We start from the raw sequence: 18082 nt of genomic DNA, 5'->3' as shown, positions 1-18082 counted from the left end.
CCAGAATCCCACCGCGGTGACGGTCTGGATTGCTTCGTCGCAAGAGCTCCTCGCAATGACGGCGGAGAGAGTATCGTAGCCCGGATGGAGCGAAGCGTAATCCGGGCTAAGCACTTTCGTTGGGATAGCTATTCGGCCGCATCAAGGATCGGCGTGACGTTACCCTTGAACTCCTGCACCGGCACCATGCTCCGGGAGCGGTAGATCAGGCAGGAGCAGCGCAGCAGCGAGGCGAAATTATTGACCTCGCCGTGATGGTCGAGCACCTCGTTGTAGAGCGTGGTCAGGAATTTTCCGACGCTCATGTTCTCCTTGGCCGCGATCTCCTCCAGCGTGTCCCAGAACGCCATTTCCAGCCGGATCGAGGTGCAGTGCCCGCCGATCCTGAGCGAGCGGGTCTGGGATTCGTAGTCGCGTTGGGGCTGGTGCGCGAAGAGATGGCACATGGCGTCCTCCCGTCCTTTTGCCATTTTTTCACGATGCTACACCGCTGTCCGGCCCCCCACAATCAGGACGGCAGCAGGACGACCGCTCCGTCCCGGTTGCGCGATTTTCTCGAACGTCCAATCCCTTCAATGTGATAGGCATCCCTCGTCCCCAAGCCGCCACACGGTTGTTGCCCAACACATGCTTTTGACGCAACACGGCCTAGAATAGCGCCGTCAGCGAATCCAGATCGAAAGCCCCATGCCCGTCCGCCAACTGCCAGAGCAAGTCGTCAACCGCATCGCCGCCGGCGAGGTGGTCGAACGTCCGGCGAGCGTGGTCAAGGAACTGGTCGAGAATGCCATCGATGCCGGCGCGAGCCGGATCGACGTCTTCACCGATGGCGGCGGCCGGCGGCGGATCGGAATCACCGACGACGGCGGCGGCATGACCGCGAAGGACCTCGCGCTCGCGGTCGAACGCCATGCCACCTCCAAGCTCGACGACGAGGATTTGCTCCAGATCCGCACGCTCGGGTTCCGCGGCGAGGCCCTGCCCTCGATCGGCTCGGTGGCGCGTCTCTCCATCACGACGCGGCATGCGAGCGAACCGCATGCCTGGGCGCTGTCAGTCGAGGCCGGCGACAAATCCGAGATCATGCCGGCGGCGCTGGCGCATGGCACGCGCGTCGAGGTCAACGACCTCTTCTATGCAACGCCCGCGCGGCTGAAATTCCTGAAGACCGATCGCACCGAGGCAGAGGCGATCCGCGAGGTGGTCAGGCGCCTTGCCATGGCGCGGCCCGACGTCGCCTTCACGCTCGCGGGCGAGGACCGCGCGCCGGTGACCTGGACCGCCGCGCTGCCCGGCGCCGCCGGACGGCTGACGCGGCTCGGCGATATCCTCGGCGCAGAATTCCGCAGCCACGCCATCGAGGTCCATGCCGAGCGCGAGGGCGTCGTCGTCGCCGGCTATGCCGCAGCGCCCGCGCTGACCAAGGCCAACGCGCTCGGGCAATATCTCTTCGTCAACGGCCGTCCCGTGCGCGACAAGCTGATCCTCGGCGCCGTGCGCGGGGCCTATGCCGACTATCTGCCGCGCGACCGCCATCCGGTGCTGGCGCTGTTCGTCACGCTCGATCCGCGCGAGGTCGATGCCAATGTGCATCCGGCCAAGACCGAGGTGCGCTTCCGCAACGCCGGCCTCGTGCGCGCACTGATCGTGCACGGGCTGAAGGAAGCGCTCGCGCGCGAGGGCCGGCGCACGGCCGCCAACAGTGGCGAGAGCGCGTTGTCCTCGTTCCGGCCGGCCTTTGCGCCGCGCCCGGCAAGCTGGGACTGGCGCGCCTCGCCATCCGCCCCGGTCGCGCCGATGCCGTCATTCGAAGGCTCCGCCGCACCTGCCTTCGCCGAGCGCGCGCAGGCCGCGTTCGATGTCGGCGCGCCCAGCGCGGACGTGCGGTTCGAGACGCAGCCGGTGGCGGACCTCGTCGACCGCCCGCTCGGTGCGGCGCGCACCCAGATCCACGAGACCTACATCGTCTCGCAGACCCGCGACGGCCTGATCATCGTCGACCAGCATGCCGCGCATGAGCGCATCGTCTACGAGCGGCTGAAGGCCTCGCTCGCCGCCAACGGCGTGCAGCGGCAGATCCTGCTGATCCCCGAGATCGTCGAGATGGACGAGGCGACGGTCGAGCGCCTGCTCGAGCGCAGCGAGGAGCTTGCGTCGTTCGGGCTGGCGATCGAATCCTTCGGCCCCGGCGCGGTCGCGGTGCGTGAGACGCCGTCGCTGCTCGGCAAGACCAATGCAGGCGGACTGCTGCGCGATCTCTCTGAGCATATGGCCGAATGGGACGAGGCGCTGCCGCTGGAGCGCCGCCTGATGCACGTCGCCGCAACCATGGCCTGCCACGGCTCGGTGCGCGCCGGCCGCCGGCTGAGGCCCGAGGAGATGAACGCCCTGCTCCGCGAGATGGAGGACACCCCGAACTCCGGCCAGTGCAATCACGGCCGCCCGACCTATGTCGAGCTGAAGCTGAGCGATGTGGAGAAGCTGTTCGGGCGGCGGTGAGGCCGGTGTCGTAGGGTGGGCAAAGGCGCAACGCGCCGTGCCCACCATCTTTCCACGATTGCGATAGAAGTGGTGGGCACGCTTCGCTTTGCCCACCCTACGGCAGCGAGACTACGGCTTCTTCAAAAACACGAACTCCGTGTCATCGTAAGCCCGCCGCTCCAATTCCTCGAAACCTTCCGGCGTCGCAAACTGCGCAGCCTTCGCCTCTTCGACCACGAGCAGCGCACCCGGTGTGAGCCAGCCACCATCGCGCAAGCTCGCAAGCGCCTTCTCCGCAAATCCCTTGCCATAGGGCGGATCGAGGAACACCAGCGAGAATGGCTCGACGGGATGCGCAGGGCCGAGATCGGTGGCATCGCGGCGATAGACCTTGGTCACGCCGCCAAGGCCGAGCGTCTCAACATTGTTGCGCAGCAGCGCGCGCGCTTCCGCGCCGTTGTCGACGAACAGCGTGAACTTTGCGCCGCGCGAGGACGCCTCGATGCCAAGCGCGCCGGTGCCGGCGAAGAGATCGAGCACGCGCGCATCCGCAATCGGATCGTCATAGGCGTGCACGAGAATGTTGAATACTGACTCGCGTAAGCGGTCCGCCGTGGGGCGGATGTCGCGCGAGGACGGTGAGGCGAGATTGCGCCCCTTCAAACGACCGCCGACGACGCGCAATTAGTCCTCCCGCGGCGTCAGATCGCGCTTGCCGTGATAGCCGCGCTTGGGGCGGCGCGGCGGGCCGTAGCCGTTGGCCTCGGACTCGTTGCGCTCGCGTGCCTCCTCGCTGCCGGTGCGCTGTACCAGGACACGACGGCCCTTGCGATCGTTGATCACGTCACGCTTGCTGGCAGGCTTCTTCTCGCGAGGCACTTCGCCGTCGGGTGAAGACGATTTCTTCGGCACGTCGAACTGCGCGCCCGACTTCTCGATCACCTTGTCGCCGAGCTGATCACGCAGCACGCGCGACTTGATCTCCTCGACCTGGCCTTCGGGAACCTCGCCGAGCTGGAACGGCCCGTAGGACACGCGGATCAGCCGGTTCACCTCGAGCCCGAGATGGGCGCAGACGTTGCGCACCTCGCGGTTCTTGCCTTCGCGGATCGCGAACACCAGCCAGACATTGGCACCCTGGTCGCGCTCCAGCGTCGCCTCGATCGGACCGTATTTGACGCCCTCGACCTCGATGCCGTTCTTCAATTCGTCGAGCTGCGCCTGGGTGACGTCGCCATGGGCGCGGACGCGGTAGCGGCGCAGCCAGCCGGTGTCCGGCAACTCGAGCGTGCGCGCGAGCCCGCCGTCGTTGGTGAGCAGCAGCAGGCCTTCGGTGTTGAAGTCGAGCCGGCCGATCGAGATCAGCCGCGGCAGGCCTTCGGGCAGATTGTCGAACACGGTCGGACGGCCCTCGGGGTCGTCATGCGTCGTCATCAGGCCGCGCGGCTTGTGATAGAGGAACAGCCGCGTGCGCTCGCGCTCCGGCAACGGCTTGCCGTCGACAGTGACGACATCGTTCGAGGTGATGTCGAGCGCCGGCGAATTGATGACGCGGCCGTTGACGGCGACGCGCCCCTGCGTGACCATCTCCTCGGCATCGCGGCGCGAGGCGAGGCCCGCTCGCGACAGCACTTTTGCGATACGCTCGCCGGCCTTCTTCGGCTTCGGTGCTTCGTCACGGCGCGGACGGCCCTCGAAATCCCGATCACGGTCCCGATAGGCGCCGCGGCCACCGAAAGCGGGGCGCTTCTCGAAGATCCTGCTCTCATCCTCGTTTTCACGGCGCGGACGGTCGCCGAAGCGACCTTCGCTGCGCGGATGCTCGTGCCAGTCGGAGCGGCCTTCGCTGCGCTCGCGCGGACGATTGAATTTCGGGCGGTCACCGCCGCGTTCGCCATCGCTGTCACGACGGGGCCGATCGAATTTGGGACGATCGTCGCGCGAGCGATCAAATTTGGGCCGATCGAACTTCGGCCGATCGCGGAACGGACGATCGCCGGACGCGCGATCGTCGCGCGAACGCGAGAAACGCGGACGGTCATCGCCGCCACCCTGCCGATCGTCGCGCTTCTGCCAAGGCTTGTCTTCGCTGCGGTCACGGCCGCCGAAATCCTTGCGCGGACCCTTGCCAAAATCCTTACGCGGCGGACGATCGCCTCGCGGACCCGCGTCGCGCTTCTGCCAAGGCTTTGAATCGCTGCGCTCGCCACGATCGCGCGGACGATCGCTGCGATCCGGTGCCCCCCTCGAAAACTTCCGCTCGCCGTCGAACTTGCGTTCCGGGCGGTCGCCACGCGGCGCATACGGCCGCTTGTCGCCGAACTTCTTGTCACCGAATCGGCCGGCGGGACGGGAATCGTCGCGATCCCGGCTGCGCGGCGGACGGTCGTCTCGGCCATAGGACGGGCGATCACCGCGCGGCTTGAACGGCCGCTTCTCGCCATCGCGCGCGCCGCGATCGGAGAACGGGCGGTCGCCGCGCGGCTTGAAGCTGCGCTCGCCGCGCTCCTCACCACCACGGTCGTCGCGCTTGAATTTCGGACGGTCGCTAAAATCGCGGCGCGGGGCATCGCCCTCCTCGCGGCGGCGGAACGGACGGCTGTCGCGGTCGCCGCGAGGCGGGCGGCTGTCGCCCCCGCCCTCAGAGCCGCGCTTGGCGAATTTCTTCTCGGGGCCGCGCGGCTTGCCGGACCGGCCCTTGGGCGGGCCACCCCTGCCCGGGCCTCGATCACGCCGGCCGCGGGAATCGTTGTCTTTGTCGCTGTCGCGAGGCATGAATAATCTCACTTAGGGGGTGGCCAGAAGCATTATGCGCGCTCGCTTCGAGCCGCATGCTCAGGCAAATCCGGTATTCACTCTTGCTGAAGGCGGAGCTACTAGCAGGTTTCTGGCGATGATACGAGGCTTGAAAGCCCCCTCTTTCATGGATTTGGCGCTCAAAACGGCCGAAAATGCCGGAAAGGCGGGCGAAGTTCCGATCGGATGCGTCGTGGTCCGCAATTACGAGGTGATCGCGACCGCGGCGAACCGGACGCTGACCGATTACGACCCGACCGCCCATGCCGAGATCATTGCGCTGCGCGAGGCCGCCAAAAAGATCGGCAGCGAGCGCCTGGTCGACTGCGACCTCTACGTGACGCTGGAGCCCTGCACCATGTGTGCGGGCGCGATCTCCTTTGCAAGGGTGAGGCGGCTCTATTACGGCGCCGCCGATCCCAAGGGCGGCGCAGTCGAGTCCGGCGTGCGGTTCTTCGCTTCCCCCACCTGCCATCATGCGCCGGATGTCTATTCCGGGGTCGGCGAGAGCGAGGCGGCGCGGCTGCTCAAGGACTTCTTTCGGGAGCGGCGGTAGATTCACATATTCCGCCGTCATGCCCCGCGAAGGCGGGGCATCCAGTACGCCGCGGCCTATCGATCAACCCCCACCGTCTCGGAGTACTGGATCGCCCGGTCAAGCCGGGCGATGACAGTTGTGTGTGTCGCGACAGCGTAGTTCAGCCTGCGAAGAACTCGCGCAGCGCCTTTGCGGTGACGTCCGGGTTCTCTTCGGTGAGGAAATGGCCGGAGTCCACCGGCATGCCGTCGACGTTGGTCGCCCATTGCTTCCAAATATCGAGCGGCGTCGCGGCGGCCTGGGCGATGCCTGCGCCACCCCACAGCGCCAGCATCGGCACCGTGATCTTCTTGCCGGCTTCGAAATCGCCCTTGTCGAGGTCGTAATCGAAATAGGCGCCGGCGCGGTAGTCCTCGCACATCGCATGCACGCGGGCGGGATCGCGGAACGGGGCGATGTAATGTTCGAGTGCACGCGGGTCGATGGCGTCCAGCGTCTTCGACTTGGTCTGGCTCGCCATTTTGAAGCGCAGGAAGAACTCGCCATTGCCCGAGATCAGCGTCTCCGGCAGCGGCGCGGGCTGCGCCAGGAAGGTCCAGTGATAGATCTTCAACGCATAGGCGCGGTTCATCCGCTCCCAGTAATTATAGGTCGGCAGGATATCGAGCACCGCGAGCTTCGACAGCCGGCCGGGATGGTCGAGCGCCAGCCGATACGACACCCGGCCACCGCGGTCGTGGCCGGCGAGCGCGAAGTGGACGTGGCCGAGCTGCTCCATCGCTTCCACCATGGCCTTGGCCATCGCGCGCTTGCTGTAGGGGACGTGCAGCGCATCGCTCTCGGGCATGTCGGACCAGCCATAGCCCGGCAGATCGGCGATGATCAGCGTGAACTGGTCCGCGAGCTGCGGCGCCACGCGATGCCACATCACGTTGGTCTCGGAGAAGCCGTGCAGCAACAGCAGCGGCGGGCCCTTGCCGCCGACGCGGGCGAAGATGCGGCCCAAGGAGGTGTTGATCCATTCGGAGGCGAAGCCGGGGTAGAGGTCGGCGAGATCGGACATCTTCGGCATCCTTATCTGGTCAGTCCTGGGCCGCCTCAGACAAAAATGTCGAAAACAACCCCATGCACAGTAGCTAAGTTCAAGTCCTTCTTGAGAAATTTTGGAAAGCCGCGGGAGCAGCCGAAAATCGCGCGCCGAGCCAAAAAAACGCTGTCAGCCCCGGGCCTTCTCGGCTTCCACCGCCTGCCAGCCGATGTCGCGGCGGCAGAAGCCTTCCGGCCAGTTGATGCGGTCGACGGCCTGATAGGCGCGGCTCTGCGCCTCCGTCACGGTCGCACCTAGCGCGCAGACATTGAGCACGCGGCCGCCATTGGCGAGGATCGCGCCGTCCTTCTCAACCGTGCCCGCATGGAAGATCTCGGCGGTCTCGACCTCTGAGGCGTCATCGAGGCCCTCGATGCGCGTGCCCTTCTGATAGTCGCCGGGATAGCCCTTCGCGGCCATCACCACGGTGAGCGCGGATTCCGGATACCAGCGCAGATCAAAATGCTTCAGCTCCCCGTCGCAGGCGGCGATGAACGCCGGCACGATGTCAGACATCATGCGCAGCATCAGCACCTGGCACTCGGGATCGCCGAAGCGCACGTTGAACTCGAACAGTTTTGGGCCCTGCGTCGTCAGCATAATCCCGGCGTAAAGGATGCCGCGGAACGGCGTGCCGCGCTGCTTCATGCCGGCGACCGTCGGCAGAATGATCTTGGCCATGATCGCGTCGTGGATCGCCGGCGTCACCAGCGGCGTCGGCGAATAGGCGCCCATGCCGCCGGTGTTCGGGCCGAGATCGTGGTCGAACACCCGCTTGTGGTCCTGCGCGGAAGCGAGCGGAATGGCGGTCTCGCCGTCGCACAGCGCGAAGAAGCTGATCTCGCGGCCCGGCAGAAATTCCTCGATCACGACCTCGGCGCCGGCTTCGCCAAAGGCGCCCTCGAACATCATGGCGATGGCGTCCTCGGCCTCGCGCACGGTCTTGGCGACCACGACGCCCTTGCCGGCGGCAAGGCCGTCGGCCTTGACCACGATCGGCGCACCCTGGCTCTGGACGTAAGCACGCGCATCATTGGCGTTGGTGAAGCGCTTGTAGGCGCCGGTCGGAATGCCGAATTCGGTGCACAGCGCCTTGGTGAACCCCTTGGAGCTTTCGAGCTGCGCAGCCACCCCGCTCGGCCCGAACGCCTTGATGCCGGCGGCGGTGAGCTCGTCGACGATGCCGGCGGCGAGCGGCGTCTCCGGACCGACCACCACCAGCTCGACCGCATTCGTCTTGCAGAAGTCGATCACGGCGGCATGGTCGGCGACATCGAGCGCCACGCATTCCGCCTCCCGCGCGATGCCGGCATTGCCGGGCGCGCACCAGAATTTGGTCACCAGGGGGGAGGCTGCGATCTTCCACGCCAGGGCATGTTCGCGGCCGCCGGAACCGAGCAGGAGAATGTGCATCGAAGGCTCGAAATGAGGGGTTTTGCTGGGGGCGGAGGTCGCACGAATCGCGGCGGGTCTCAAGGGGAAACGGGCTGAACTCCCCCGTCATTCCGGGGCACGGCGAAGCCGCCTCCCCTTCTCCCCTTGTGAGAGAATGAGGTTCTATCTACCCCGTTAAAGGGATTGCAGAAGCCGGAATCTGCGTCCGTCCTGCGTCCCTTGCAGCTGATTCCTGCTGCTCGTCACGTAGAGCGATGGCGAGCGGCCGAAGCCGCCCGCCGGGTCGCGATAACTATGCCGTGCGGCCTACGCGCCTTGCGGCCTCTTGCTCGCTACCGACGTGAGTGATCCCCTTGAGGACTTGATTCACTGCACGCGGGTTGATCACATACGCGGCTGCGATCTCATGCTGAAACTGCCCGCACCAGCGGCGCAGCCAGACGTCAACAGCTTCTTCGAATGTGAACTTGGTCTTGCGGGGTTGGTTGTCTTGAACGACCGGACTAGTCACGCTAGGGTCTCCTCGTGGTTACGGACATGCGAAAGCATCTCCTGTGAGAAACGCCACGGAAAGCCGAGCCCGCCGTCCAAAGTGTGCTCGGCTTTTCCATGTTTGATTCGGGGATCACTACCCCCATTAGGCCGAAGCCGTCAGGGTCGCGCAAGGTGGCGCGGAAAGCCCTCCGTTTCAAGGGATTGGGGGTCGTTCCCCACGATTTACCGGCGATTTCACCTGATGCCCAAGACCCTGCTCGCTTTTCTGATAATCCCAATGCTCACCGGCGTGACGTCGGCGCAGTCGTCGCAATCGAAACGCTACTTCGACCTCTCCGGGCGAAGCGGCGGCACGTCATCGACCGATAGTCAAGGTACGACCACGATCTATGATGCGCGAGGCAAGGTGATCGGCCGCGAGAGCAGCAATAGCAATGCGACGACACTGTACGATGTAAGTGGGCGCGTTATCGGAAGACGACAATGAGAACACCATACATCCCCCACACTTTCGGTGAGGACGTAGATCGCAAGCTCCGGGGTCGTGTAGGCTGGCTGACGGCAGGGGTCGCCTCGTCCATTCCGTGGCCTTCACTCGACGTATGTGTCAAATATGCTGGCGACGAGTACTTTCTGCGCGGAAGCGAACGCAGTGGCAAACCGTCTCCGCCCGGCATAACCATTGCTTGCGATCCCGGCACCGGCGGAGCCGATGCAGCGATAGCAAAAATCTATAGATTTACTTCTGTCCTAAGCTGGTTCGCGAACGGTTACGTTGACGTCTCAGGCTACATACATGGCACCCATCCGGCCCTGTATGGCGATCCCCGGACCGTCTACTCATCGATGGGTACTGCCGGCACCAAATCCTTTAACTGCAATCACTTGCCGATTGTCGAGGACGATAATGTCCGCAAAGCGCTTGCGTTTTGGCGTGAAGGAAAGCGGCTCGATGAAGTACACGACAGTTATGCCTTCCTGAGCTTTTACAAGGTAATCGAATCGCAGTTTCGCGATGGAAGGGTATGGGGCAGATGGATTGCTGCGAACATCGACAAGCTCTCGGACAGGGCGGCCAACCGAGTTGTGGAATTGCGCGCTGCGGGCATCGATGTAGCCAGCCATTTGTTTGAGAGCGGACGTTGCGCGGTAGCTCATGCCTCGCTCGAAGGCGAAATAGTCGATCCCGACATTCCCGCTGACAGAAGGCGCTTGTCCGCAGACCTCGTCATCATCGAGGAGCTTGCTCGAATCTATATCCGCGATGAGCTGGGCGTCCCAACCGCACGCACTCTCCATCGGACGCGAGATCGATTAGCACCGTGGGACCCACTGTTACCCGCTGCAACCTTGGAAGCTCTTAGAAGAGGAGATCATCCGCCTCCTGATGTGTCTGCCCTTGTTGGCCGAATTGTTTCCATCGGCTTGTGGCCGGATGGACCGATACCGGGTCTAGAGCGAATGACCATGCACGTCGATGCGCTCGATAGAGGCGTCGTGAAAATTGTTCTACTCAATGAGCGAAGGACAATCCTGTTGGTATTTTTTCTGGACTACAATAGCGGACGCGTACACACGAACCTTGAAGATGGTGGACTTGTCCATGGCGAGAACGATCCTGACGAAAATGATGTGAGGGCCTACGCGACCTTCTTCTACAAAGTCTTCGGTAACGCCATCGCGGAACTGACGTGCAACGCTATCGAGCCAATCGATTGCGAAGTCGTCGTTCCTGTAAACATGAGGATGACAGTGTCTCCCAACGAGGCCATTGCGGACACAGTAGAGCGGTTCAGAAAGGAGCGTGCCGCGAAGAGCGAACAGTGATCAGCCTACGCCTGATTTCGTCTTTCGGGACCGACCGACGCTTGCCGTGCGAGCCCACCTCAGCGCACGGCAGCAAGGGGAGAGGGCACTGCAATCGGCATCGCAGAGCCTACCCCTGCCTCCCCGCAATAATCTCCTGCAATGTCGCGACATGCCGCGCGAAGGCGCCGCGGCCTGTGGCTGTCGCAGTCACTGTCGTCTGCGGCTTCTTGCCGACAAAGGCCTTGTCGACCGAGACGTAGCCGGCCTTGGCGAGGGTCTCGATATGGGCACCGAGATTGCCGTCGGTGGCGCCGGTCAGCTTCTTGAGCCGGGCGAACTCCAGGCCGGCGGATACGGGCAGCGCGTTCAGCGCCGCCATGATCTTCAGCCGCAGCGGCTGGTGGATGATGTCGTCGAGCTCGGCCATGCGCTAGATCCGCCGCATCCAGAGGCCGCCGAGGATCAGTCCGCCGCCATTGACGAAGGCCATCCAGAGCGGGAACGCCTCGCCGATGTAGAAGAAGCCGAACAATGTCAGCGCGGCGATGCCGAGGCCGATCGCCACGAAGGCGTAGCCGAACCAGAGACCGGCCAGCGTATAGAACAGCATGAAATAGAGCGGCCAGAACGTCCCCAGCTGGCGCGGACCGAAATGGCCGATCACATTGGTGCAGAGATAACCGAAGACGAAGAACAACACGAGCACCAGAAGCATCCTGATGCTGGCAGCGGTGCCATTGGCGTGTTGCGGCGGATTCAGCAAACGGAGCACGACCAGACCGCCGACGCCCACGACATCCGTGGCGACCCAGGCGTAGACCGCATAGAACGGCCAGAGCCAGGTGACGAAATTGGCTGCGAACACCAGCACGCCCCACCACACCGCTGCGAGGCTTGCGAGCTCGTAGAGCTGCGATTGCTTCACGCGCTGGACGATGTCGTCGATGTCGGCCAGCGCTGCGGAGGCCTCCTTGCTGTCGATCATGACTGCCCTGCCCCGCGCGTTGCCACGTCGTCGGCGATCACGGAGACCGCCTTCGGATCGGTGACCAGGCCCATATGGTTGATGCCGTCGATCATCTTGACGTCGATCGATGGTTTGATCGCCTGGACGGTCTCGGCATATTTGTCCGAGATCATCATCTCGTCCTCGGCGCCGGCGATGATCGTGATCGGTCGTGTCGTTGCCGGTAGATCGAGCCGGTAGCCGCGCGTCGCAAAGTTGCGCATCAGGCGATCGGAATAGGTCGAGGTGAGGTATTTCGCCGAATTCGCCGGCACGGCGAAAGCCAGCACCGGAAGCTGCGCGCAGCAGTCGATCCCAAGCTTGCGCAGCGCCGTGAGCCCCAGGAAACGCGGAATGTCGGCACTGACCCAACCACCGTTGCTCGGCCGGTTAGTCGGCGCGTCATAGCCGAGATAGGGCGCGAGCAACACGGTGCGCACGAACATGTCCTGCATGATCGGGGTTGCAGCGAGCCGCAGCGAGAAGCCCGCGCCGGCGGAATGGCCGATGAGGGTAAGCGGCAGGTCGGGCGCGCCCTTGCGAACATGGGCGACGAAATCGACGAGGTCGTCCTCGAGCTGGCCGACATAACCGATATCGCCGCGCGTGCCGGAGCCGCCGTGGCCGCGGATGTCGAGCGCCCAGGTCTCCACCCCGCGCGATGCGATCGCATGGGTCAGCGCGTGATTGACGGTGCCGCTGGAGCCGGAGGAGCCATGGATGAAGATCGCGCCACGGCCGGTCGCGGGTCCGTTCGGCGCGTAGTGGCGATAGCCGATCCAGGTGCCGTCGCGGGCCTGAAAGCGCTCGAGCGGTGGCATGGTCGAGAAGTCGACGAGCTTCACGGACTCCGAGACCGATCGCATCTCAGGCGGCCGCTCCAGCGGCGTCGCGATCATCGCGGCCAGGATCAGCGCCACAGCGCCGACCGCACACAGGGCCCATTTCAGTCCATGCAAGACGCCGCGCAGCAGCCGGATCGCCATGGCTCAACTCCCTTGAATTCATCAATCAATAGAGAACTCTATATTACAGAGTACTCTCCGCGTCAATTCCCGGATTGGCGCCGCGCGGCGAAAATCCTTAACGTCGGGTCCGACCCCAAAATGCCGAATCGTTTGCCGATGCCTTCAGCGGAACCCCTGCTCAACGCCCCCGAATTCACCGTCTCCGAGCTCTCGCAGTCCCTGAAGCGGACGGTCGAGGACGCCTTTGGCCATGTCCGGGTCCGTGGCGAGATCTCAGGCTTCCGCGGCGCCCACTCCTCCGGCCACTGCTATTTCGCGCTCAAGGACGAGAGTGCCAAGATCGAGGCGGTGATCTGGAAGGGCGTGCACGGCCGCATGCGCTTCAAGCCCCAGGAGGGGCTCGAGGTCATCGCCACCGGCAAGCTGACGACCTATCCGGGATCCTCCAAGTATCAGATCGTGATCGAGGCGCTGGAGCCGGCCGGCATCGGCGCGCTGATGGCGCTGATGGAGGAGCGCAAGAAGAAGCTCGCCGCCGAGGGCCTGTTCGACGAGGCGCGCAAGCAGTTGCTGCCCTGGCTGCCCGAGGTGATCGGCGTGGTGACCTCGCCGACCGGCGCCGTCATCCGTGACATCCTGCATCGGCTGGAGGACCGCTTTCCCCGCCACGTGCTGGTGTGGCCGGTCAAGGTGCAGGGTGAAGGCTCGGCCGAGCAGGTCGCAGCCGCGATCCGCGGCTTCAACGCGCTGCCGGAAGGCGGCAAGATTCCGCGGCCCGACGTGCTGATCGTCGCGCGCGGCGGCGGCTCGCTGGAGGACCTCTGGTCGTTCAACGAGGAGATCGTGGTGCGGGCGGCAGCCGAGAGCATGATCCCGCTGATCTCGGCGGTCGGCCACGAGACCGACATCACGCTGATCGACTTCGTCGCCGACAAGCGCGCGCCGACGCCGACGGCGGCGGCCGAGATGGCGGTGCCGGTGCGCAGCGATCTCTTCGTCGAGGTCGCCGATCTCGCGCGGCGCACCCGCGCCTATTGGCAGCGCGCCCATGAGAGCCGCCGCAGCGAGCTGCGCGCCGCCGCGCGCGCCCTGCCCGCGGCAGGCGACCTGCTCGCGATCCCGCGGCAACGGCTGGATTCGGCGGGCGCGTCGCTACCCCGCGGGCTCAAGGCCAACACGCATGCGCATTTCCGCCGGTTTACCGCGGCGAGCGCAAAGCTGACGCTGCGGGTGCTGCACGGGCAGATTTCGCAGGCCGATCACCGCCTCACCGTGTGCGGCGAGCGGCTCGGCCTGTCCGCGCGCTCGCTGCTGCGGCAACGGCGCGACCGTTTCGCCGGGCTGGAGGTGCGCTTGCGCGCCTCGAAACTTTCGAATGCGCAGGCGCAGCGCAACGCAATTGCCCGCCAGCGCGAGCGCACGCATCGTCTGGCCGAACGCGCGGGCCGCGCGGTTGTCACGCTGTTGCAGCGGCTGGATGCCCGCGTCGAGAACAGCGGCAAGCTGCTCTCGGCCTTGTCGTATCGCGGCGTGCTCGCGCGCGGCTTTGCCTTGGTGCGGGATGAAGCCGGCCATCCCCTGCATGCGGCGGACGCGATTGGTCCCGGCGCGCGCGTCGAGATCGAGTTTGCAGACGGCCGTGTCGGCGCGACGGCGGATGCGGATCGCCCGGCACCGACGGCAAAGCGTGCGCCTGCGCAAGCAAAGCCGGCCGCGCAGGACGCAAAACCTGCCCCGAAGCGCGTGGCCAAGCCGGTGGATCAGGGCAATTTGTTCTGAGGCGCGAGGGCGGCGTTTCCGCCCTCGGTGTCATTCCCCGCCTTGTGCGCAATTGCGCACTGGAGCGGGGCATCCAGTACGCCGCGGCTCATCGATTGAACCACAACCGTCTCGGAGTACTGGATCGCCCGGTCAAGTGTTTAGTCGGGAGACATGGCTGACACCTGTTCGGACACATCACTGACAGGTTGGCGATTGGTCAAGTCGATCGATGCGACCTGCCAGCTGGCGAAGAAGATTCCGTAGTGGCCGTCACGATCCAGCGGTCGGATGGCAAGGCGTTCGCGGGCGAAGGCCTGGGGAACCTTCCAGAAGCGTCCCTTGAAGGAGATGTAGGGTCTGGTCGATGAGACCCTGCGCACGATCTCGCCGCGGTCGTATTCGACGTTCGGAACGCGGGTCGGCATGGGACGAGCACTTGGCCGGAAGCGATCGGCAGGGACGTGCATATCGAGGCCTTGGTGAGGCCGCTCCAGATTGTAGACCGGCCGCCAGGCGTCGAAGGCGCGCTGGACTTCCGGGAGAGTTCGGAAGCGGCGCATTGCAAACACCTCGGCCTTCAGGGTGCGATGGAAGCGTTCGTTCTTGCCGCGGGCCTGCGGGTGGCACGGCCTGGCGTGCACCACCCTGACGCCAAGCTTGAGCAGCCACACCTTCAGTCCGGTCCAACGAACGCCGGACGTATCGCCCCAGGGCGAGCCATTGTCGGTGTAGAAGGCCTCCGGCAGGCCATAGCAGCGGAACGTCGCCGTCAGATGATCCTGCACGGTGAGACGCTGCTCGTCGGCACAGGCCTTCAGGCACAGCACGTAGCGCGAGTGATCGTCGACGATCGTTAGCGGATGGCACCGCGTCCCATTGGCGAGCGGCAGGTGACCCTTGAAGTCCATCTGCCACAGCAGGTTGGGAGCTTCCTTCTCGAACCGGTGGCCCGGATTGGGCGGTGCATTCTCGCTCGGTTTGACCCGGCCGTTCCGACACAGGATCTGGTGCACCGTTGATGGCACAGGCACCGTCTGCCCGCCCCGCTTCAGGCAATGGGCAATCTTCCGCGCTCCCCAAGCCGGATGCTTGTCGCGTACAGCCAGGACTTCTGCCTCGACCGCAGCCTCACTCCGCTTGGGCATCGCATGCGGGCGCCGGGAGCGGTCGGTCAGCTCCCGATCGCCGGCCTGCCAGCGCGCCATCCACTTGTAGCCGACGTCAGGACTGATGTTGAACCGACGGCACAGTTCGCGCCGGTTGGCGCCCTCTTGCAAAGCCAGCCGCACAAACTCGTGGCGCTGATCCATCACTGACACCTCACTCCAAGGCATGGACGGCCTCCCGAATCGGACCAATCCAGCCAATGTTGATGTGTCAGCTATGTCTCCGAACACCCGTCAGTGATCTGTCCGGGCTAAACATCAAGCCGGGCGATGACAGTGAGTGTGGGACGCGCAGCCCCGTCCTACCGGCAGGACAATCCCGCGTCGATCGTGGTCCAGAAGCCGCAATGTTCCGGCGCGATCATCGGCGCGCCGGCGTGGGCTTCGAACAGGAAGATCGCGACGGTGAAGACGATCAGTGCGGATGAGAACAGGACGAAGCGGTTGCGCATGAGGACTGCGTTTAATCGACATCGTGGTCGAACTAAGGCGCCGTCACCTGCTGAAACCGCCGCCACACGCGATACGTAGATTCACGGTCGGCCATACTCCGTGCAGGGCGGTGGTCGATGCGGGGCTGTCCGCCAGATTTGTTCCTCGGGCGGCCCCGCTCGGACTGAATGCGTAGCCCGGATGGAGCGTAGCGCAATCCGGGGATCGTGCCACGCGCTGCGACCGTCCCGGATTTCGCTGCGCTCCATCCGGGCTACGATATCCTCACCGCGCCAGCCACTCCACCACTTCCCGCTGCGACTCCGCGCGTGCCTGCGCATCGGTGCCGAGATGGCCGTGCTCGGGCGCGGCAGCGTCGGTGGTGCCGGCAGCTGCGTGCAGCGGCGTATTGGCGCGGTCGAAATCGTGATAAGCGTCGGGATAGACCACGATGCGCGTAAGCGCGCTGCGGCCGCGGGCGCCGTCGACCATCTGGCGGCAGGCCGGCGGCGACGAGACGTCGTCATTGGCGCCGATCAGCACCAGCGTCGGCACCCGCGCACTCCAGCCGAGGCCGGCGGAAATCCGGCAATCCGGATAGAACGCGATCGCCGCACGAAAATCCGGCCCGGCTTCGCGCGCGGCGCTCTGCGGACGCACCGCCCAGAGCAGCGCGCTGGCACCGTTGGCCCAGCCGATCAGGCTGACGCGGTCGCGCGCGACCCAACTCTGCTTCATCAGCCAGGCGCGCGATGCCGCGACGTCGGCAACGCGCTCGCGGCGCGCCTTGACATGGCTCTCCTTGACGCGGCATTGCGGCCCGAGCTCGCGCGAGCCGTAGCTGTCCGGCAGCAACACGGCGTTGCCGGCCCCCAGCAATTGCAGCGCCCAGTCGCGATAGCGCGGCAGTACCGATTCTGAATGATTGCCAAGGCCGCCGCAGCCGTGCAGCGCGATCACGGTCGGAAACGGCCCCTCGCCTTCGGGCTTGTAGAGCTGCGCATGCAGGATTCCCGACGACAGCGGAATGTCGACCTGCTGCGGCGCCGGCGCGGCATGCGCGGCCGACATCAACAGCATCAGGAACAGGGCGGTCAGTCGAAGGCGCATCGGATTCTGCCGTGGAAGATGCCGGAACCGGCCATCCCTAGCGCGAAGCACTATCATGCGGAAACGGCGACAAAACATCACAAACCGGTGGGTTTACCGGGCGGACAAGCCACCCTATCTATGCTAAATCCCGTCCAACACATCGTGCCCTCCAGGGTTTTCCACGGAGAGGCCTTCCACGGAGACGTTCGACCGTGCTGAACAAGTTCGGCCCCTCGGGCCATGGCGAAGCGCAGGTGCAATATCTCGACGGCGATTTCCGCGTGATCTCGCCGGGGACCTTCGTGCGTTGCGCGATCACCGACACGCGGATTCCGCTCGACGAATTGAAGTACTGGAGCGTGGACCTGCAAGAGGCCTACGCCACGCCAGCCGCCGTGCTGCAGCGGCATTTCCCGGGCGCGCTGAAGCCGCAGCCGTGAGGCCACCGGCACGCGACTATTGCTGCTCCGTGCCATCGCCGCCCACGCAGGTCTTGATGAAACTCTTCCTGGGCTCGCCGACAACCTTCTGATCGATCGCCTGCTTCAGGCAGTCGACCCGCGCCTGCGCCATGCAGAGCTGCATCTGGTCGCGCTTGTCCTGTCCCTTCAGGCTTTGCGTCGTCGCAAGACACGTGACGCGCTTGGTCGCCGGGACTGGCACCGTGCTGTTCGGCGCAGCGGGAGCCGTCGGCGGCGCCGTCTGCGCAAACACGGGCGCAATGATCAGACACACAAGACTGGCAGCGACGGCTGCGGATGGCAGTTTCATCGGATTCTCCTGATCGTCGGGAACCGATAGGCGTCTTGCGATGAATGTTGCCTGAATGGCAGGTGCCGCAGGGTGCGCAAAACGTAGCTGTCCTGCCGGCGTAGCACGAGCGGGACAGCTTTTCGCGCAGCATGAGGATGGAGACGATGTTCGCGCGCACCTGCACTGCGCGCTTCGCAGCCGAAATGATCTCCGGCGTGCCGATCCGCGTTGCATCGAATCGCGCTTGCACTCAGTGGTAAGTCACTTCGCGCTGTGGTTGGATTTTTCGTTGCGGTTCGGCGC

19 protein-coding genes are annotated in these 18082 nt (G+C 64.9%); 6 read left to right on the top strand and 13 right to left on the bottom strand.

Annotation, left to right across the window (positions count from 1 at the left end; translation table 11 throughout):
- Positions 1 to 128 precede the first annotated feature (128 nt).
- Positions 129 to 446 (bottom strand): ribbon-helix-helix domain-containing protein, encoded by a 318-nt coding sequence (locus OWC48_RS22910; protein WP_282521986.1) that lies wholly within the window; start codon positions 444 to 446, stop codon positions 129 to 131.
- Positions 447 to 687: 241 nt separating this feature from the next.
- On the opposite strand from OWC48_RS22910, the gene mutL reads away from it, so the two are divergent.
- A complete protein-coding gene (mutL, locus tag OWC48_RS22905) occupies positions 688 to 2499 on the top strand; it encodes a DNA mismatch repair endonuclease MutL (RefSeq protein WP_282521985.1) in 1812 nt (603 codons plus the stop codon).
- A 111-nt stretch (positions 2500 to 2610) separates the two neighbouring features.
- On the opposite strand, the gene rsmD is transcribed toward mutL, so the two are convergent.
- Both rsmD and OWC48_RS22895 read right to left on the bottom strand, forming a co-directional pair.
- Positions 2611 to 3165 (bottom strand): 16S rRNA (guanine(966)-N(2))-methyltransferase RsmD, encoded by a 555-nt coding sequence (rsmD, locus tag OWC48_RS22900; protein WP_282521984.1) that lies wholly within the window; start codon positions 3163 to 3165, stop codon positions 2611 to 2613.
- A complete protein-coding gene (locus OWC48_RS22895) occupies positions 3166 to 5256 on the bottom strand; it encodes a pseudouridine synthase (RefSeq protein WP_282521983.1) in 2091 nt (696 codons plus the stop codon).
- Positions 5257 to 5374: 118 nt separating this feature from the next.
- On the opposite strand from OWC48_RS22895, the gene OWC48_RS22890 reads away from it, so the two are divergent.
- Positions 5375 to 5833, top strand: coding sequence for a nucleoside deaminase (locus OWC48_RS22890; RefSeq protein ID WP_071909524.1), 459 nt, complete (start codon positions 5375 to 5377; stop codon positions 5831 to 5833).
- 142 nt (positions 5834 to 5975) lie between these two features.
- Here OWC48_RS22890 and OWC48_RS22885 read toward each other — a convergent pair whose 3' ends face one another.
- The 3 genes from OWC48_RS22885 to OWC48_RS22875 all read right to left on the bottom strand — a co-directional run bounded on the left by OWC48_RS22885 (position 5976) and on the right by OWC48_RS22875 (position 8808).
- Entirely contained in the window at positions 5976 to 6878 is a 903-nt protein-coding gene (locus OWC48_RS22885) for an alpha/beta fold hydrolase (protein ID WP_282521982.1), read from the bottom strand.
- 153 nt (positions 6879 to 7031) lie between these two features.
- A complete protein-coding gene (gene purD / locus OWC48_RS22880; RefSeq protein ID WP_282521981.1) occupies positions 7032 to 8315 on the bottom strand; it encodes a phosphoribosylamine--glycine ligase in 1284 nt (427 codons plus the stop codon).
- A 274-nt stretch (positions 8316 to 8589) separates the two neighbouring features.
- Entirely contained in the window at positions 8590 to 8808 is a 219-nt protein-coding gene (locus OWC48_RS22875) for a hypothetical protein (protein WP_282521980.1), read from the bottom strand.
- A 225-nt stretch (positions 8809 to 9033) separates the two neighbouring features.
- Here OWC48_RS22875 and OWC48_RS22870 point away from each other — a divergent pair, with 225 nt between their 5' ends.
- Together OWC48_RS22870 and mauJ are read left to right on the top strand one after the other, a co-directional pair.
- Entirely contained in the window at positions 9034 to 9279 is a 246-nt protein-coding gene (locus OWC48_RS22870; protein ID WP_282521979.1) for a hypothetical protein, read from the top strand.
- Positions 9276 to 10619, top strand: a complete 1344-nt coding sequence (gene mauJ / locus OWC48_RS22865) for a methylamine utilization protein MauJ (protein WP_282521978.1) — start codon at positions 9276 to 9278, stop codon at positions 10617 to 10619. The genes OWC48_RS22870 and mauJ overlap by 4 nt, the downstream gene beginning before the upstream one ends.
- A gap of 109 nt (positions 10620 to 10728) precedes the next feature.
- On the opposite strand, the gene OWC48_RS22860 is transcribed toward mauJ, so the two are convergent.
- The 3 genes from OWC48_RS22860 to OWC48_RS22850 are packed head-to-tail and all read right to left on the bottom strand — an operon-like array spanning position 10729 to position 12593.
- Positions 10729 to 11028: a transcriptional regulator gene (locus OWC48_RS22860; protein WP_282521977.1), complete on the bottom strand. Its 300-nt coding sequence runs from the start codon at positions 11026 to 11028 to the stop codon at positions 10729 to 10731.
- Positions 11029 to 11031: 3 nt separating this feature from the next.
- Positions 11032 to 11586: a hypothetical protein gene (locus OWC48_RS22855; protein ID WP_282521976.1), complete on the bottom strand. Its 555-nt coding sequence runs from the start codon at positions 11584 to 11586 to the stop codon at positions 11032 to 11034.
- On the bottom strand, positions 11583 to 12593 hold the full coding sequence (locus tag OWC48_RS22850) for an alpha/beta hydrolase (RefSeq protein WP_282521975.1): 1011 nt from the start codon (positions 12591 to 12593) through the stop codon (positions 11583 to 11585). Before OWC48_RS22850 ends, OWC48_RS22855 begins: the two co-directional genes overlap by 4 nt.
- 138 nt (positions 12594 to 12731) lie before the next feature.
- Here OWC48_RS22850 and xseA point away from each other — a divergent pair, with 138 nt between their 5' ends.
- On the top strand, positions 12732 to 14354 hold the full coding sequence (xseA, locus tag OWC48_RS22845) for an exodeoxyribonuclease VII large subunit (protein ID WP_282521974.1): 1623 nt from the start codon (positions 12732 to 12734) through the stop codon (positions 14352 to 14354).
- Positions 14355 to 14494: 140 nt separating this feature from the next.
- Here xseA and OWC48_RS22840 read toward each other — a convergent pair whose 3' ends face one another.
- The 3 genes from OWC48_RS22840 to OWC48_RS22830 all read right to left on the bottom strand — a co-directional run bounded on the left by OWC48_RS22840 (position 14495) and on the right by OWC48_RS22830 (position 17044).
- Positions 14495 to 15670, bottom strand: a complete 1176-nt coding sequence (locus OWC48_RS22840) for an IS481 family transposase (RefSeq protein WP_282521973.1) — start codon at positions 15668 to 15670, stop codon at positions 14495 to 14497.
- A 134-nt stretch (positions 15671 to 15804) separates the two neighbouring features.
- Positions 15805 to 15954: a hypothetical protein gene (locus tag OWC48_RS22835; RefSeq protein WP_008130160.1), complete on the bottom strand. Its 150-nt coding sequence runs from the start codon at positions 15952 to 15954 to the stop codon at positions 15805 to 15807.
- 265 nt (positions 15955 to 16219) lie between these two features.
- A complete protein-coding gene (locus OWC48_RS22830) occupies positions 16220 to 17044 on the bottom strand; it encodes a dienelactone hydrolase family protein (RefSeq protein ID WP_282521972.1) in 825 nt (274 codons plus the stop codon).
- Positions 17045 to 17238: 194 nt separating this feature from the next.
- On the opposite strand from OWC48_RS22830, the gene OWC48_RS22825 reads away from it, so the two are divergent.
- Positions 17239 to 17466: a DUF2093 domain-containing protein gene (locus tag OWC48_RS22825; protein ID WP_014491939.1), complete on the top strand. Its 228-nt coding sequence runs from the start codon at positions 17239 to 17241 to the stop codon at positions 17464 to 17466.
- A 16-nt stretch (positions 17467 to 17482) separates the two neighbouring features.
- Here OWC48_RS22825 and OWC48_RS22820 read toward each other — a convergent pair whose 3' ends face one another.
- The gene (locus OWC48_RS22820) at positions 17483 to 17797 is read right to left on the bottom strand and encodes a hypothetical protein (RefSeq protein WP_282521971.1); all 315 of its coding nucleotides are present in this window, start codon (positions 17795 to 17797) and stop codon (positions 17483 to 17485) included.
- Between the last annotated feature and the right edge of the window lie 285 nt (positions 17798 to 18082).

Origin of the sequence: Bradyrhizobium sp. Arg816 (assembly GCF_029989365.1) — a bacterium.
Lineage (GTDB): Bacteria > Pseudomonadota > Alphaproteobacteria > Rhizobiales > Xanthobacteraceae > Bradyrhizobium.
The sequence above is the reverse complement of the archived record's forward strand: the minus strand, read 5'-3'. Positions and strand labels throughout refer to the sequence as shown.

Excerpts from the sequence above, each read along its gene's own strand:
- OWC48_RS22910 (WP_282521986.1), bottom strand. The coding sequence starts at position 446 with ATGTGCCATCTCTTCGCGCACCAGCCCCAACGCGACTACGAATCCCAG.
- mutL (WP_282521985.1), top strand. The coding sequence starts at position 688 with ATGCCCGTCCGCCAACTGCCAGAGCAAGTCGTCAACCGCATCGCCGCC.
- OWC48_RS22895 (WP_282521983.1), bottom strand. The coding sequence starts at position 5,256 with ATGCCTCGCGACAGCGACAAAGACAACGATTCCCGCGGCCGGCGTGAT.
- OWC48_RS22890 (WP_071909524.1), top strand. The coding sequence starts at position 5,375 with ATGATACGAGGCTTGAAAGCCCCCTCTTTCATGGATTTGGCGCTCAAA.
- OWC48_RS22885 (WP_282521982.1), bottom strand. The coding sequence starts at position 6,878 with ATGTCCGATCTCGCCGACCTCTACCCCGGCTTCGCCTCCGAATGGATC.
- purD (WP_282521981.1), bottom strand. The coding sequence starts at position 8,315 with ATGCACATTCTCCTGCTCGGTTCCGGCGGCCGCGAACATGCCCTGGCG.
- OWC48_RS22870 (WP_282521979.1), top strand. The coding sequence starts at position 9,034 with ATGCCCAAGACCCTGCTCGCTTTTCTGATAATCCCAATGCTCACCGGC.
- mauJ (WP_282521978.1), top strand. The coding sequence starts at position 9,276 with ATGAGAACACCATACATCCCCCACACTTTCGGTGAGGACGTAGATCGC.
- OWC48_RS22860 (WP_282521977.1), bottom strand. The coding sequence starts at position 11,028 with ATGGCCGAGCTCGACGACATCATCCACCAGCCGCTGCGGCTGAAGATC.
- OWC48_RS22855 (WP_282521976.1), bottom strand. The coding sequence starts at position 11,586 with ATGATCGACAGCAAGGAGGCCTCCGCAGCGCTGGCCGACATCGACGAC.
- OWC48_RS22850 (WP_282521975.1), bottom strand. The coding sequence starts at position 12,593 with ATGGCGATCCGGCTGCTGCGCGGCGTCTTGCATGGACTGAAATGGGCC.
- xseA (WP_282521974.1), top strand. The coding sequence starts at position 12,732 with ATGCCTTCAGCGGAACCCCTGCTCAACGCCCCCGAATTCACCGTCTCC.
- OWC48_RS22840 (WP_282521973.1), bottom strand. The coding sequence starts at position 15,670 with ATGCCTTGGAGTGAGGTGTCAGTGATGGATCAGCGCCACGAGTTTGTG.
- OWC48_RS22835 (WP_008130160.1), bottom strand. The coding sequence starts at position 15,954 with ATGCGCAACCGCTTCGTCCTGTTCTCATCCGCACTGATCGTCTTCACC.
- OWC48_RS22830 (WP_282521972.1), bottom strand. The coding sequence starts at position 17,044 with ATGCGCCTTCGACTGACCGCCCTGTTCCTGATGCTGTTGATGTCGGCC.
- OWC48_RS22820 (WP_282521971.1), bottom strand. The coding sequence starts at position 17,797 with ATGAAACTGCCATCCGCAGCCGTCGCTGCCAGTCTTGTGTGTCTGATC.